The 15,259-nt window shown below is 39.3% G+C and carries 14 protein-coding genes and 1 pseudogene; 10 read left to right on the top strand and 5 right to left on the bottom strand.

The genetic code is table 11. The annotated features are described in order from the left end of the window. The 6 genes from ACWIX0_RS11150 to ACWIX0_RS11125 form a co-directional block, all read left to right on the top strand. Window positions 1-976 (top strand): hypothetical protein (locus ACWIX0_RS11150; protein ID WP_454174071.1); only part of this gene is annotated, 976 nt, incomplete at its 5' end. Further along, window positions 973-1,941: a DNA adenine methylase gene (locus tag ACWIX0_RS11145; RefSeq protein WP_454174070.1), complete on the top strand. Its 969-nt coding sequence runs from the start codon at window positions 973-975 to the stop codon at window positions 1,939-1,941. The genes ACWIX0_RS11150 and ACWIX0_RS11145, both read left to right, overlap by 4 nt. 3 nt (window positions 1,942-1,944) lie before the next feature. After that, window positions 1,945-3,132: a DNA adenine methylase gene (locus ACWIX0_RS11140; protein WP_454174069.1), complete on the top strand. Its 1,188-nt coding sequence runs from the start codon at window positions 1,945-1,947 to the stop codon at window positions 3,130-3,132. Between the two features lie 278 nt (window positions 3,133-3,410). Then, window positions 3,411-4,802, top strand: a complete 1,392-nt coding sequence (locus tag ACWIX0_RS11135) for a lysozyme inhibitor LprI family protein (protein WP_454174068.1) — start codon at window positions 3,411-3,413, stop codon at window positions 4,800-4,802. Between the two features lie 46 nt (window positions 4,803-4,848). Beyond that, on the top strand, window positions 4,849-5,022 hold the full coding sequence (locus ACWIX0_RS11130) for a hypothetical protein (protein WP_454174067.1): 174 nt from the start codon (window positions 4,849-4,851) through the stop codon (window positions 5,020-5,022). Between the two features lie 2 nt (window positions 5,023-5,024). Next, entirely contained in the window at window positions 5,025-5,255 is a 231-nt protein-coding gene (locus ACWIX0_RS11125; protein WP_454174066.1) for a hypothetical protein, read from the top strand. A gap of 55 nt (window positions 5,256-5,310) precedes the next feature. On the opposite strand, the gene ACWIX0_RS11120 is transcribed toward ACWIX0_RS11125, so the two are convergent. The 3 genes and pseudogenes from ACWIX0_RS11120 to ACWIX0_RS11110 form a co-directional block, all read right to left on the bottom strand. Then, on the bottom strand, window positions 5,311-5,763 hold the full coding sequence (locus tag ACWIX0_RS11120; RefSeq protein ID WP_454174065.1) for a hypothetical protein: 453 nt from the start codon (window positions 5,761-5,763) through the stop codon (window positions 5,311-5,313). 4 nt (window positions 5,764-5,767) lie between these two features. Then, a pseudogene (locus ACWIX0_RS11115) lies at window positions 5,768-5,878 on the bottom strand (DNA adenine methylase); the annotation flags it as partial. A 200-nt stretch (window positions 5,879-6,078) separates the two neighbouring features. Beyond that, window positions 6,079-6,828, bottom strand: coding sequence for an NAD(P)-dependent oxidoreductase (locus ACWIX0_RS11110; RefSeq protein ID WP_454174064.1), 750 nt, complete (start codon window positions 6,826-6,828; stop codon window positions 6,079-6,081). A gap of 278 nt (window positions 6,829-7,106) precedes the next feature. On the opposite strand from ACWIX0_RS11110, the gene rrpB reads away from it, so the two are divergent. The 4 genes from rrpB (at window position 7,107) to ACWIX0_RS11090 (ending at window position 12,122) form a co-directional block, all read left to right on the top strand. Further along, the gene (rrpB, locus tag ACWIX0_RS11105) at window positions 7,107-7,463 is read left to right on the top strand and encodes a MarR family transcription factor RrpB (RefSeq protein ID WP_454174063.1); all 357 of its coding nucleotides are present in this window, start codon (window positions 7,107-7,109) and stop codon (window positions 7,461-7,463) included. Between the two features lie 104 nt (window positions 7,464-7,567). Then, window positions 7,568-8,146, top strand: a complete 579-nt coding sequence (locus ACWIX0_RS11100) for a manganese efflux pump MntP (RefSeq protein ID WP_454174062.1) — start codon at window positions 7,568-7,570, stop codon at window positions 8,144-8,146. 58 nt (window positions 8,147-8,204) lie between these two features. Continuing rightward, a complete protein-coding gene (gene mnmG, locus ACWIX0_RS11095; protein ID WP_454174061.1) occupies window positions 8,205-10,772 on the top strand; it encodes a tRNA uridine-5-carboxymethylaminomethyl(34) synthesis enzyme MnmG in 2,568 nt (855 codons plus the stop codon). Between the two features lie 36 nt (window positions 10,773-10,808). Then, window positions 10,809-12,122, top strand: coding sequence for a M20/M25/M40 family metallo-hydrolase (locus ACWIX0_RS11090; protein ID WP_454174060.1), 1,314 nt, complete (start codon window positions 10,809-10,811; stop codon window positions 12,120-12,122). Window positions 12,123-12,127: 5 nt separating this feature from the next. Here ACWIX0_RS11090 and ACWIX0_RS11085 read toward each other — a convergent pair whose 3' ends face one another. Both ACWIX0_RS11085 and ACWIX0_RS11080 read right to left on the bottom strand, forming a co-directional pair. Further along, the gene (locus tag ACWIX0_RS11085) at window positions 12,128-14,242 is read right to left on the bottom strand and encodes a DHH family phosphoesterase (protein ID WP_454174059.1); all 2,115 of its coding nucleotides are present in this window, start codon (window positions 14,240-14,242) and stop codon (window positions 12,128-12,130) included. Between the two features lie 172 nt (window positions 14,243-14,414). After that, a partial coding sequence (locus ACWIX0_RS11080) for an outer membrane beta-barrel protein (protein WP_454174058.1) occupies window positions 14,415-15,259 on the bottom strand: 845 nt, incomplete at its 5' end.

Raw genomic sequence — 15,259 nt, 5'->3', positions numbered from 1 at the left:
TTCACAAAAGCAAAATCCAACTAACACAAATATCTTTGGAATGCGGATTTTACGCACACTTGGCGTTGAGATTGAGGGTAAAAAATTTGATGACAACATACTAAAACCATTTGTTAGTATTGATGAATTGATAGATTGTAAAAATGCAATGCGAAAGCCACCAAAAGGCAATGTGCCAATCAATATTTTTCAACGCTCAAATGTGTTGCAAATTTCAGGGAGATTGGTTAAAAATAATTCACTCTCGCACGACCCAAATATTGGTGCGATAAGCGGTATAGCAAAAGCGTTGCGCATTCTAAATTTTAATGGTAATATTGAAGTGATTTTACACGGATTGACTTCGCAAAATCAAGTCGGCAAGGACAATAAATTTATCCAAATCGCAAATATACTAGGTATTTCTTTGCAGGGTTTAGCTGTGCCAAAGGCATTACCACACAAAGAATATTGGCATTATGAAACAAAGGGCGAAAAACTTGCCACAATTTTTATTCATTTAGTTGTAAGCCATTTTACAAATGCAGAAGTGATTTTTGAAAATCACGCAGGCTGTGAAAAAGGCTATTTTTTTGATAGCGATGGTAACGCAATCGCGCTAGAAAAATATGAGGACAAAGAGGCGTATAAGAATGGCGATAAAAACAAGCGATTATTTATCCCTGATTTGATTTTGCTTGATAGTGAGCGATTAGAAATTATCAACATAGAGGGCAAAAAGTATGCAAACAAACACAAAGGCATTGAGGAGCTAAAAAATTATGATTTTATAGAATCTGCATATATTAAGCGATTTTATCCGCACTATAAAATCATTCGCACACTTGTTTTGTTTGGTAGCGATAATGAAAAAATAATCGAAGTAGAAATAGGCTTTTTACTCAACAATAAAGGCAAAATGATTTTAGGTATAAAAGCCCCGCAAATTTTTATCATTGCGTTAAAAAATTTGCTTGATTTTTGGGGTGGCAAATGACTTGGAATCTCGCTTATAAAGCACAAAATCAACGATTTATCAAATCCCCGTTAAATTATATCGGTGGGAAATATCGGCTTTTGCCACAGATTTTGCCATTGTTTCCAAAGCAAGTGGATAGCTTTGTAGATTTGTTTTGTGGTGGGCTAAATGTGGCAATCAATGTAGAATCTCCTAAAAAAGATTCTAACCACAATCTAATAAATCTCACGCACAAAATCTATGCCAAAGAAATTATTTGCAATGATAATCTTACATATTTAATTGAATTATATGAGTTTTTGCGCTCAAAATCTTTGGAATCTAGCCTTGCAAATTTGGAAAAAATCATTGCAAAATACGCGCTAAATGCTACAAATGCACAAGGCTATAATGCTTTGCGCGATGATTACAACACGCACAAATCCCCGCTTAAACTCCTAACCCTTATCGCACACTCTTTCAACCACCAAATCCGCTTTAATAACGCCCATAAATTTAACACGCCTTTTGGCAAAAATCGCTCTACTTTTAATGCGACAATGAAGCAAAATCTTATGGATTTTGTAGAGACATTGCAGAGCAAAAACTTTGCATTTTACGCGCTAGATTTTAGAGAATTTTTATCCCAAATCCACCTTACAAAAGAGAGTTTTCTCTATGCTGACCCGCCCTATCTCATTACGCAAGGCACTTATAATGACGGCAAAAGAGGCTTTAGCGGATGGAGTGAAAAACTAGAAATCGCTCTGCTAGAATCTTTAGCCAATCTCCATAAACAAGGCATTAGATTTGCACTCTCAAATGTCCTAACACACAAAGGAAATCAAAACAAAATTTTACAAGATTGGGTGGATAAAAATGACTTTTTTATCACGCACTTAGAGGCACACTACACAAACGCAAATTACCAAGCAAAGCACAAAGATAAAAACAAAACCAAAGAAGTGCTCATCACAAATTATAATCCTTTGGATTTAGGATAACAAATGCGCTTCATCGGCAACAAAGAAAATTTAGTAAGCAAAATCTATGATTTTATGTGTGAATGCGGGATTGTGGAGCATTACATTGGGCGTAAAAATCCAACATTTCTAGAATCTAAACAAACGCATTCTAGCCATTCTGGCAAGGCAGATTCGCATAAAACATTTTTTGATGCTTTTAGTGGAAGCACAAGCGTGGGGAGATTTTTTAAAAGCAAAGGCATTGAAGTGGTTAGCTGTGATTTGCTATATTTTTCTTATTGTTTGCAAATGGCGTATTTAGGCAATAATACAACGCCAAACTTTGAGGGTTTAGATGAGATTTGGCGTGAGATAAAGACGCCAAATTTGCTTGCCTCGCCATACCAAAAAGTGCTATACTATCTCAATAATTTAGAACCTAAAGCAGGGTTTATTTATGAACATTATTCGCCAAGCGGGAGCAAAGATTTAGTGCAACCTAGAATGTATTTTAGCGATGAAAATGCACAAAAAATTGACGCTGTGCGTTTGCAGATTGAATCGTGGAAAGCGCGAAATGTAATCACCCAAAACGAATACTTTATCTTGCTAGCCACACTTTTAGAATCTGTGTCGTTTTTTGCTAATGTCGCTGGCGTGTATGCGGCATTTTGCAAAATCTGGGATAAACGCGCATTAAAGCCTTTTAGCCTAAAAGAACTCACACTTTTGTATGAGAGAGCCTCCAAAAACAACGCGCAAAATCCACGCACAAAATCCATAAAAAATCATCGCTGTTTTTGTGGAAATTGTTTAGAGATTTTAGATTCTCACACAGGCGCACCATTTGACATTCTCTACCTTGACCCGCCGTATAATCACCGCCAATACGCACCAAATTACCATTTGCTAGAAACTATCGCAAAGTATGATAATCCGTGCATTAAGGGCGTGGCTGGACTGCGTGAGTGGCAGGGGCAAAAATCAAACTTTTGCAATGCTAAACTCGCTCCACTAGAGCTAGAAAAAATCGCCAAAAGCCAGCATTATAAAGCTCTCGTGCTAAGCTATAATAGCGAGGGGATAATGAGTAAAGAGCAAATTGAGGCGATTTTACGCGCACAAAATGGGCGTGTGGATTTTATAGAGATCGATTATCCGCGATTTAAAAGCCACAAAAATAACGCCCAAAAATCCATTAAAGAATTTGTGTGGATTTTGCAAAGATAAAATGATATGGCGACTAAGGTAAAAACGCGCGCAGGACAATTTTTTGGCTTTACATTTTAAAATTTAAATGCTGTTTTGTCATTGTGAGAATTTGCGACCTGAAAAAAGTTGCAAAATCGTGGCAATCTCAAACCAAAAACAACAAAACACAAGCACAACTCTAAGTCAAGGGGAATTTGCAAAAATTTGCGCTAATGTTATAAAAGCATAAAATTTTGCAAAATCTTGCTAAAATCGCATTTTATTTTTGCCATTTTTTAATCCAAAAGGACGCTACAATGAAAACAATCTTTATCACGCTTTTTGTGCTTATTTTGGGCGCAAATCTAAACGCCGATGAATCCAATAAAGATAACCCCAGCTTTGATTGCAAAAAAGCGCAAAATGAGACAGAAAAGGCAATTTGCGCTGATTCGTATCTAAGTCATTTAGATTCGGCTATGGCTAGAGATTTTGCGCAACAAAGGGCAATTATCAACAAAGAAGGCGCACAAAAATTATTAGAAAATCAAAGGGCGTGGCTAAAAGAGCTAACGAGTTGCAAAAGCGACAAAAAGTGCATAGAAGCTAAATTAGAAAAACGGAGTATTGAGATTTTAAACTTCAAAGATACTGCCCCAAATCACCCAAATCCCTACTATATGCAGGAAAAATCCATAGATTTACGCAACAAAGATGGCAAATGCTTGGGCGATAAACTCTGCAAGGCGACAATGATAGGCTTTGGCGTGGATAATTTGACAGATAAAGATTACTTAAACCCAAATGGCGCGTTTTTATACCTTGATGATGTGGGAATCGCTATCGTGAGCGATTTAGATTTTCACATACAAAAAATATCAAAGCAAAGGGCATTAAAAGAGATTCTCCCTTTTGATAGAGATGAGGATAGATTGATGACAAATTTTGTCAGTAGCATATCAATATGGGCGTTTGATGATGATTTTTTAGAGATTTTTCAGCTATGGGGAGGCTGTGGGGCTTACTGCACGGAGGGCGAATCTGTCGCATATTTTGACATAGAATCCTTGCAATTCGCAAAAGAAGATTCGCCAAAACTTATCGCAAAATTTTTAAATGATAGCTTTTGTGAGAGTTTGGGTAAAAATGCCAAAAAGAGCGATGATTACGAATCAAACGCGCCATTTAATCGCTGCTACAAAACGCTATCAAAAGCGCAACGATATTTTTACTCACAAGATTTTCAACGCGCAGTCGAATCGCACACAAATGGCGGTGGCTTGGTATTTGCCCAAAAATATGGCAGGTGGTTTGATACGCAAAGCAAGGCATTTTTGTCTGCTATGCCCGTGCGTGAATTGCTAAATGACAATGCAAATTTGCGAAAAATCGTGGTTAAAAAATGGGGAGGCGAATATTGCGATGAGGATTTTTTCTCAGATAATTGTGATAATAAAGGGCAATGTAAATGCGGTGAAGCGGACTTTTTTAACAATGAAAGAGATTCGCAAGTGGAGAATTTTTGGGTAAATGGAGCGCGATTTGATGGCGAAAATTTGACTATTGCGATTCGCTTCCCACATGTATTAAGGTCAAGAGATGCGGATATTTATTTTAGCTATGATGAGATTGCGCCCTTTGCAGATGGAATTTTGAAGCGCGTGATAAAGAGCTATCAAAGCTACAAAAATGACAAAGGCGCGAAGTAGGTTTGTGGCGAAATTTGTGAGATTTTATAGGATTTAGGGGGCAGAAATGGCGACAAGTGCGAGTTACAAGGACTTTGTGTTAGAGCAGTTAGCGCGGTGCAATGATGAGTTTTTGGGGCACAGATTTGCTTTTAGTGCAAGGAAATTATCTGGTATATATTGCGTATATATTAAATCTTTGGGCGATTTACGCAGGGTAGATTTACGCGTTTTTGCGTAGATTTGCATTTATATTTGCATATAGATTCTCTCTCAAATCACTTGCATTTTACCACTTCGCACACAAAAATCATCTCTTTATGGTTGCTAAATTCTGTCTTGCCCGTGCTAAAGGACTTTAAATCAAATTCGTATTTGTGGGTAATGCCGTGCGATTTTAGAATCTATGCGATTTTGCTTGCCTTTCCGCCTCTTTTTATTATCTTTTTTTCTCTACCCTGCGCGCTTTTTTGAATGCAAATTTTTTAAATCTCTGCGTATTTGTTTTTAAAATTTAAATAACCAAAATCTAAATTCCGCAGTCATAAATACTACTTGCAAACCACGCGCAAGGAGAATCTAAAAGTTTTTTACCACTATCTAAGTCAGTAGTTGGCTTAGAACAGCCAAAATATCTTTCTTTATCGCCTTTGCGTAAGGTTAAAAGCCCAAAGGATTCTAACTCAAAGTCCCAAATTTCATCATTTAGCGTTAATTTGCCTTGAATCTTTTTACAATCATAGTAGCAAAACTCAACTGCTGGATAGCCCTCAAACTCTAACACATAGTCGCTTTTTAGCCACCGCTTTATTTGCAAGGCACTAGGTTTAAAATCACACCAATTTTTGCCCTTAATATTTTTCATCTCTATGATTTTAACTTCTAATTTTTGCGGACAATAATTAAGCGCGAAAAAATCGCATTTATTTTCTGCAAAAACTAGGCAAACAAAGATACAAAGCGCGAAAAAACTTTTTTTCATTGTCTTACTCCTTTATGATAATTAGCTCGTGGCTTTGTTTGATATTATCCGTATCGCCCCGCTCGATTCGGTTTTTGCCAATGCGCGTTTCGCCCTGTCCCATTGTGTATTGCCACCATTCACAAAACATATTTTACTTTTATTTTGCGTAAATCTTTAGCTTTACTCCGGCTTACGCAGATTTTGCCATTGCTTATTGCAACAAGCGTTTTATACGCGACAAAAAGCGCAAAAATTAGCATTTGCAATATCACAATAAGGATTTTCATAGCGGGCAAACCACGCAGATAAACTACGCAAACAAGCCACAAAATATTATAGCCCTATCACGCCCACGCGCACTTTGTTTCGCGTAGAATCTTCTGCAATATCTATCATCGCACTTGCATAATCCGCATAAGAGCACTTAGATTCGCCTTTGGCATTTACCTCAAACTCTTCGCCAATGATTTTGTATTTACCACTTTTGGGCGCGTCTGCGACAAACTCTGCGGGTGGGCTTACATACACCCAATGGAGTTTGTTCGATTTGCGCAGTAGCTCCAAAAGTTCGCTATGTGCCTTTGCCACGCCTTTGTGTGCTTGCGGGAAAGTGGGCGTATCCATTAGCCGTGTGGTGTGGCTTTTGTCCATATAGTAGCTCCCAGCACCACCTACTACAAGCAATCGCGCCTTATTTCCTGCCAAGATTTGCGCCAAATGCACTCCGTGCTTTTTATACAGGCTTAAATCCTTCCATTCGCCAAACGCGCTAATCACTACATCAAATCCCGCTAAATCGCTAGATTTAAGCGCGAAAATGTCCTTTTGCACCACTTTCGCACCCTTATCTGCCAAATCCTTTGCTTTATCCGCGCTTCGCACAAATGCAGTTACGCTATGCCCGCTATTTAGGGCTTCTAGCGTGATAAGTCGCCCTGCCTTGCCTGTGGCAGCCAAAACTGCTATTTTCATTTTTACTCCTTTTTTTACTAGCTCTTTGCCAAAGACACTGCTACCTAACGCCATTACTCCTAATCCCAAAGCTGAAGTTTTAAGAAACTTTCGTCTTGTGTTGTTTGTCATTTTGACTCCTTTTAAAATTTAAATTCTCAAAAAACGGCGTCTTGCTAAAATCTAAAAATTTGCCCTTGCGTCTTAGTCGCAATTTTTGCAACATTTTTGGTTTTAATAAAGCGCGATTTTGATTGCGTGAAATTGTAGGAAATTAAGTTAATAAAATCAAGTAGGGATTTTTTTATAATCTAATATCTATTTTAGGACTATTGCGTAAAATAGGGAAAATTTAAGGAAAAATTTTATAAATTTTGCTATAATCTCGCATTTTATCAAAAGGGGACAAAATGTCAAAACTCTATCACAAGCATTTTTTTTCGCCCTGCCCGATAGAAACCACGCTAAACCTCATCGGCAACAAATGGAAAATGCTAATCGTGCGGGATTTGCTAAGCGGGACAAAGCGATTTGGCGAGCTAAAAAAGTCCATAAGCGCAAGCAAAAATCAAAGCATAAGCCAAAATGTGCTAACCCAAAATCTGCGTGAGTTAGAAAATGCGCGAATCATCAAGCGCAAAGTCTATGCAGAAGTCCCACCAAAAGTGGAGTATTCACTCACACCTTTAGGGGAATCTCTAAACGAGATTTTAGGGAGCTTAGAGTCGTGGGGCAAGGCGTATCAAAGCAATATAAAAGCAGGCTAGATTTTAGGCAAAATCTGTGAAAAATCTTGCAATAAGCCAAAAAAGCATAAAATTTTGCGCAAATATTGTGATAAGACAAAAAAGATAAATATTAAGGAAAAAAAATGGATTTTGTAAGCGTATTTTTTATTGCCTGTGCGTTATCTGCCGATGCCTTTGTAGTTAGTCTTTGCAAAGGTTTAAGTATCAAAAAAGTAAAATTAAAACATTACGCCATTGTCGCTATATATTTTGGTGGATTTCAAGGCATAATGCCATTGCTTGGCTATGGGCTTGGCGTGGGATTTGCCTCATTTATTGCTAGATTTGATCATTGGATAGCGTTTTTATTGCTTAGCATTATCGGGGCAAAAATGATAAAAGACTCATCTAAAGCGCATTCTTGCGATACTAACGGAGCGGATTTTGGTTATAAGATTATGTTGCCTTTAGGCATTGCCACTAGCATAGATGCGCTAGCGGTGGGGATAAGCCTAGCGGTGCTAGAGACACATATCTATGCAAACGCGCTTTGTATAGCAATCATCACGGCGATATTTTCAGCCCTAGCCCTAAAGCTAGGCAATCGCTTTGGCTTACATTTTGCAAATAGATTTTCAAACAAAGTAGAGTTTTTAGGTGGTATTATCCTCGTGCTTATTGGCACAAAAATCCTAATCGAGCATTTAATAAAGGGGATTTAAGATATGATTTTGCTATAATTGCGCTTTTTTATTTTAAGCATTTTAAAAGGCAACAACTATGCAAACAAAAAATCATAAAAAAGATTTTGATATTATCATCGTAGGCGGCGGACACGCAGGACTAGAAGCAGCCTGCATAGCTGCAAAAATGGGCGCAAAAGTGCATTTGCTAACGATTTTGGTAGAAAATATCGCCCTTGCAAGCTGTAATCCCGCTATGGGCGGGCTTGGCAAAGGACATCTAATCAAAGAAATAGACGCGCTAGGTGGCGTAATGGGGCAAATAAGCGATAAATGCGGAATCCAATACCGCATACTAAATGCCTCAAAAGGTCCAGCTGTGCGTGGCACACGCGCACAAATCGATATGGACGCATATAGAATCTATGCGCGAAATCTTGCCCTAAATACGCAAAATCTAAGCGTGTCTCAAGAGATGGCGTGTGAAATCTTGCTAGATTCTAGCATAGAGTGCAAATCAAAATCTAGCTCAAAATCAAAAGAAAAACTCCCCGATTTTTCACAAAAAAACACCCCTAGAAAAAAAGCTATCGGCATTCGCACAAATATCGGCAAGACTTACTACGCAGATAAAATCATCATTACCACAGGCACATTTTTGCGCGGACTTGTGCATATCGGGGAAAATCAAATCATAAATGGGCGATTTGGCGAGAGTGCTAGCAATGAGCTAAGTGAGAGTCTCAAAAAAATAGGGCTAACGCTAGGACGACTAAAAACAGGGACTTGCCCGCGCATAGATGGCAGGAGCATTGATTTTGGCGCATTAGAGAAGCATATAGGCGATAAAAACCCGCCACATTTTAGCTACCACACTAGCTTAGATTTGGAGCAAAATGCTAGCAAATTTACGCCACTTGATTTGCCCTGCTTTGTAACTTATACTAATGAAAAAACGCATAAAATCATAAGAAAAAATTTCCACCGCGCACCGCTATTTACAGGGCAGATACAAGGAGTGGGACCGCGCTATTGCCCTAGCATTGAGGATAAAATCAACCGCTTTGCAGACAAAGAGCGACACCAATTATTTTTAGAGCCACAGACAAAAGATTGCGTAGAATACTACATAAATGGGCTTACTACCTCGCTACCTGTGGATATTCAAGAGCAAATCATACACAGCATAAAAGGGCTAGAAAACGCACGCATAACGCGCTATGGCTACGCGATTGAATATGATTTTGTAGAGCCAACACAGCTAAGACATACGCTTGAGTGCAAAGAAGTGGATAATCTATATTTAGCTGGGCAAATCAATGGGACTACGGGGTATGAGGAGGCGGGGGCGTTGGGGTTAATGGCTGGAATCAATGCAACACTAAGCCTTAGCAATTCGTCTTTGGGTATGCAATGTGATAAGATTTTGGATTTTTTGGAATGCACGGACGAGCAGTCCGCTAACATTCCAAAAAATCCAAAAAACTTACACAGCCACACCGCAAATGCTAGAATTGTAGGGGAAAATGGCGTAGATTTTCGTCAAAACAATATTGATTTTAGTGAAAATAATAATCCCCCCTTCCCAAATTGTCAAAATGTGGCGGAGGGGGCTACAAATGATAAAAAAAATCCCCCCTCCCTTGCGGAGGGGGCTAGGGGGTGGGTAGATTCTAGCCATTGCGTCATTGCAAGAGAACAGGGCGAGTGTGGCAATCCACTCTACAATAAAAACAAAATAGATTGCCACGACTTGCCATTAGCAAATCTTGCAATGACAAAAGAAACAACCACCCAAAATCAGCCATTAAAAGAGATTGTTTTCTCGCGTGATGAGAGCTATATTGGCGTGATGATTGATGATTTGGTAACCAAAGGGACAAAAGAGCCATATCGGCTTTTTACCTCCCGTGCGGAGTATCGACTGCTTTTGCGCGAGGATAATGCCATATATCGCTTGCTAGAATATGCCAAAACATTAGGCAGTATTTCCCCTAGCGATTATGAGATTTTCGCTAAAGAAAAGCGCGATATTACCAAAACTATGGCGTATTTAGAATCCACTTCTATCACGCCTAGCAAAAGGACGCAAAGCTTCCTAGCTAGCATAAACCAAAATCCGCTAAATGACAAAACCGCCCTAGTGCATATTGTCGGTAGATTTGAAATAAAAGATAATGAAATAGGGGATAATTTTGATAGTTTGCACGCAGATTTTATCGCTTTAGAGGAATTTTTGCGTATAGAAGCGGGGCAAAAAGATTCTAGTTTGCGAGCAAACGCTCCACAAAATGCAAACCAAAATCACACCTCAAAACAACCCCCAAACAACGATAAAAATCTAGCTAAAAACAAAAATCTAATCCCGCCTAAATTTTCCACACTGTCAAAGCGCGCATTGCACCAAATCCAAATCCTATCTAAATACCACAACTACATACAAAAACAGCTCATAGATGTAGCAAATAGCAATGAAATGCTAAAGCTAAAGATTCCGCAAGATTTTGAGTATAAGGGCATCTCTGGGCTATCACTTGAAGTCATCGAAAAATTAAGCAAAGTGCGCCCTAGCACGCTTTTTGAGGCAAGTCAAATCAGTGGCATAACGCCTGCTAGCCTTGATGTCTTGCATTTACACATTCATTTGCGCAACAAAAAATCTTAAATATCACAATCCCTACAAAATCTATAAGGAACACAAATGCCAACAACACACCAAAATCTATCCCCAAATCAAAATGCCTGCATAGAGCTACTATGCGAGCTAATCAAACGCCAAAGCATAACCCCGCAAGAATGCGGAATCTATGAAATCATAAAATCTAATCTAAACAAAGTGGAGGATTTTAAGTTTTTGCATTTTGATAAAGGTGGGGTAAAAAATCTTTTTGCATATAAGATTTTGCCACGCGACACACAAACCACACAAGCCACACAAAAAAATAAACCACAACATATCATAAAGCATTTTTGCTTTATGGGACATATCGATGTCGTGCCTGCGGGGGAGCATTGGAGTGAAAATCCTTTTGGCGCGGAGATAAAAAAAGGCAAAATCTATGGCAGAGGAGCGCAAGATATGAAAGCAGGTGTTGCGTGCTTTGTGCGTGCGGTGGTGGATTTTGCAAATAACATACAAAATCCAAACCAAAATCTAAACAAACAGGCACAAAATAAATCTTGCACAAAATCTAGCCAAAAGCTAGATGATTGCGCGAAAAACGATTGTTTTATCATTTCGATTTTGCTAACTAGCGATGAGGAGGGCGATGGAATCTATGGCACGCGCTATGCGCTAGAAGAGCTAAAAAAACTAGATTTGCTCCCCACACACGCTATTGTCGCAGAGCCAACTTGCGAAGAAAGATTTGGCGATATTATCAAAATAGGGAGGCGTGGCTCGATAAATGGCGCATTGCGCGTAGTTGGTAAGCAAGGACACGCAGCCTATCCACAAAAATGCCTAAATCCTATCGAGGCATTAAGCGTGGCTTTGCCACTTATCGCGGGGCAAAAGCTAGATAATGGCAACGCACATTTTTCCCCATCTATGCTTGTGGCTACGGATATTCGAGGCGGGCTTGAAGTCTGCAATGTAACGCCTAGCGAAGTTGTTTTGAGATTTAATCTGCGAAATTCTACACTGACAAATTTAAGTGATTTAGAAGCGCATTTACAAAAAGCCATAGCGATGATAGAATCCAAAGTCAAAGGCGTAAAATGCGAGCTAACGCTAAATCAAAGCTCAAAGCCTTTTTTAAGTAACGCGGATTCTGTCTTGGTGCAAAATCTAGCCAAAAGTGTAGAAAAAATCACGCATATAACGCCAGATTTAAGCACGGGTGGCGGGACAAGCGATGCGAGATTTGCTAGCGCGTTTGGCATAGAAGTCGCAGAATTTGGCGTGAGAAATGACAAAATCCACAGCATTGATGAATGCGTAGAAATAAGCGAAGTTGTGGGACTTTATGAGGTGTTTTTAGATTTTTTAGGCAATGAAATCAACATATCTTAAAAAGGCTATATAATCTCATCAATAATAAGCGTGGCTTTGCCACTAAAAGCGTCTCTTTGGAGTGAAAATCTAATGCTTAAAATATCGCCTTTTTGTATTTGCTTTTCACAAAAAAAATACATTGCCTTTAATGAATCTAGGCTAAAATCTTGGCGATAATTTTGGGCAAAATCTTGGCTTTTTGTCGCGTCAAAATCTTGATTTGATTTTGTGGGGCAAGTATTGCTAGATTTTAGCGCAAAATCTAGTGGCTTAAAAGTGATTTTTCTATGTAGCTCTTTGATAATCTCTACGCATTCTACTTGCAAAGTCGCTCTAAATATGGGCTTTGGATTGCCATGTCCATAAGGCTCAAAGGATTCTAATATTTCTAACAACTCTATGTCAATCTCCCTAGAATCAACTTCCCCCAAACACTCATCACATTCTGCCATATCGCTATCATCTATGATTTTATACCCCTCCAAATAAGCGCAAAAATCCTCATAACGCTCCTCTTTTAGCGTTAGCCCAGCGGCATTTTTATGCCCACCAAAATTTTCCATCATATCTTGCGCTCCGCTTAGCAAATCCACAATATTTGCATTCCCCATCGAGCGCGCTGAACCTTTTAGGATTGAGACATTTTCATTTGCAATCTGTGGATTTTGCCCTGCCAAATCTTGTTCTTTCAAACCCTGTCCTGCCAAATCCTGCGTTTTCAAATCTTGTTCTTTAAGATTGTTATTTGTGGGGTGTTTGCTACCCTCTTTATGCGTCTTTGTTAGCACAAATGCACATTTGTTAAATTGTCTAGCAAGTTTGGAGGCGACTATGCCTAGCACGCCCTCATTCCACTGCCCTAGCGCGATGAGTGCGCTAGGATATGTTCGCATATTTTGTAGCGCGGATTCTAGCGTGTCTTTAGCGCATTTTTTGCGCTCCTCATTTATAGATTTTAGCATCTCCAAACTCACCTCACTAGAATCTAGCAAAAACTCACTTGCGATTCTCCCCTCCCCCATTCTCCCCGCTGCATTTAGCAATGGCGTAATGCTAAAACTAATATCACTTGCCGTGAAAAATGGCGTTTTTAGCAGAGTTTTTAGCGCGTTTATGCAGGGGAAATGAGAGGTTTTAATCCGTTTGATTCCATATAACACGATTGTTTTGTTGATATGTTTTAGTGGCATCATATCTGCAATGGTTGCTAGCAGGACAAATTCTAGCAAAGGTGCTAAATCAAGCGATTTTATCGCGCTAGATTCTCTCTCATTTGGGCTTGCTTGGCTAGATTTTATCGCGCTAGATTTTTGCGAATTTTCGTGTAGATTTTCTTGCAAATTGTTTTGTAGATTGTTTTGCAGGGCGATTTTTATCCCCGCGCATAGATACCACGCCACAAGCGCACCACAAATCTCTTTTTGTGGGAATCCACAATCGCTTCGCATTGGATTTATCACAAAATCTGCGTTTGGCAAGATTTGCTTTGAGTCTTGCATTTTAGGCAAATGGTGGTCTGTGATAATAAGCGTGCGTTTTTGCTTGGCACAAAAATCTGCCACTTCAAACGCGCTTATGCCATTATCCACCGTGATTACGACTTCGCTAGGATTTTGCTCCAAAATCTGCTTGCTTACGCCATAGCCATCTCTAAAGCGATTTGGGATAATATAGCGCACATTTGTATAGCCTAGCGCGTGAAAAAATCTCATCATCACCACGCTAGCGACAATCCCATCGACATCATAATCCCCTATGATTAAAATCTGCTTATGTTGGGCTATGGCTTTGGCTAGGCATTGAGAGGCTAACTCGCAGTCTTTTAGCGCGTAGGGATGAGGGAGAGAAGATAGCGAAGCATAATGCCATTCATTGTTGCGAGCGTGCAAAATCTCGCGAATTTTTGTCTTGGTAAGTAGTGGATTTGGGATTAGATTTGCAGGTGGGTTTGCGGGTGGATTTGCAAGTGAATTTGTAAGTAGATTTTGTGGCGGATTTTGCGCTAGATTTTGTAAATCGTTAGTTTGATTAGGTTTGTTTTGTGTAGATTTGCTATCAAAAATTTGATTTTGCAAATGTGGGTTTTGCGGATTTTGATTTTGTGATTTTGTCGTGGTTTGTGAAGTTTGTGCTGTCATTTATGCTAGATTCTTTATGCTAGATTTGCCCTAAACATTTTGCAAAAATTTACAAAATGTTTGTATGTGGGCATTGTTAAAATCTTGGCATTATATCCCAAAATCTGCAAACCTACAAAAAAACCTAGCAACTTAAAATGCGACAAAAAAGCGATAAAATCACGCAAACAAACTAAAAATGATACAAGATTCTAGCTCCGACCGTGTAGCTTTGCGTAATCTGGCGAGATATGATATTTGCCTCGCTACCTTTGTTGATAAAATAATGCGACACAAAGGGAATCTTTGCAACTAATTCTATGCCTACTGATTTGCATACAGCAGATTGCAATCCTATCTGCAAGCCTGTTTCTACGCCATTTTGAGACACACCAAAACCTGAAGAGCTAGATTTTGCCTCGCTTTTTAGCCTATCTACCCCACTACCAAAATAATGCACGCCTCCTACCCCTAGTCCAAAAAATACGCCTACTTGTTGAAAGTCCATCAAAAAATCCGCATTTATACCATAATGAATCCCTTGAATCGTGCCAACAGATAGATTTGCAGGGGCTTTAGACTCAAAATAATCGATATTTGCATACCCTCGCACTCCTATGCCCTGCGTGAAAAAATGCCTATATCCGCCAAGTATGCCTATCTTTAGCCCGCCACCGCTAGACTCCGCTCTAGGTGCTATGCTACTCCCCGCTATGCTACCAAGCGTGCCTTTTTCATCATACTTTAGCCCCGCATAAGAAGTCTCTAGCCCGATAAATCCACGCTTTATTGTGTGGGGTTTTGGCGTGGATTCTAGTGCGTTTTTTTGCGCTTCTTGCTGTGGATTTTGGTTTGGATTTTTATCTGTGGTATCGGCGATATTTGGGCTATCTTGTGTTTCTTGTGTTTCTTTATTTTCATTTGTAGTCATTGTATCTTGCGATGGTGCGTTTGATAGCGCGTCTGATAGATTTTGACTTGTGCTATCTTGTGCCTGTTGTGTTTGTTGCCACATTGGATTGTTGCTATTTAAATTAT

This window comes from Helicobacter sp. T3_23-1059, assembly GCF_053654515.1.
Note: the sequence above shows the minus strand (reverse complement) of the source record. Positions and strands in the feature narration are given on the sequence as shown.

Excerpts from the sequence above, each read along its gene's own strand:
- ACWIX0_RS11145 (WP_454174070.1), top strand. The coding sequence starts at position 973 with ATGACTTGGAATCTCGCTTATAAAGCACAAAATCAACGATTTATCAAA.
- ACWIX0_RS11140 (WP_454174069.1), top strand. The coding sequence starts at position 1,945 with ATGCGCTTCATCGGCAACAAAGAAAATTTAGTAAGCAAAATCTATGAT.
- ACWIX0_RS11135 (WP_454174068.1), top strand. The coding sequence starts at position 3,411 with ATGAAAACAATCTTTATCACGCTTTTTGTGCTTATTTTGGGCGCAAAT.
- ACWIX0_RS11130 (WP_454174067.1), top strand. The coding sequence starts at position 4,849 with ATGGCGACAAGTGCGAGTTACAAGGACTTTGTGTTAGAGCAGTTAGCG.
- ACWIX0_RS11120 (WP_454174065.1), bottom strand. The coding sequence starts at position 5,763 with ATGAAAAAAAGTTTTTTCGCGCTTTGTATCTTTGTTTGCCTAGTTTTT.
- ACWIX0_RS11110 (WP_454174064.1), bottom strand. The coding sequence starts at position 6,828 with ATGACAAACAACACAAGACGAAAGTTTCTTAAAACTTCAGCTTTGGGA.
- rrpB (WP_454174063.1), top strand. The coding sequence starts at position 7,107 with ATGTCAAAACTCTATCACAAGCATTTTTTTTCGCCCTGCCCGATAGAA.
- ACWIX0_RS11100 (WP_454174062.1), top strand. The coding sequence starts at position 7,568 with ATGGATTTTGTAAGCGTATTTTTTATTGCCTGTGCGTTATCTGCCGAT.
- mnmG (WP_454174061.1), top strand. The coding sequence starts at position 8,205 with ATGCAAACAAAAAATCATAAAAAAGATTTTGATATTATCATCGTAGGC.
- ACWIX0_RS11090 (WP_454174060.1), top strand. The coding sequence starts at position 10,809 with ATGCCAACAACACACCAAAATCTATCCCCAAATCAAAATGCCTGCATA.
- ACWIX0_RS11085 (WP_454174059.1), bottom strand. The coding sequence starts at position 14,242 with ATGACAGCACAAACTTCACAAACCACGACAAAATCACAAAATCAAAAT.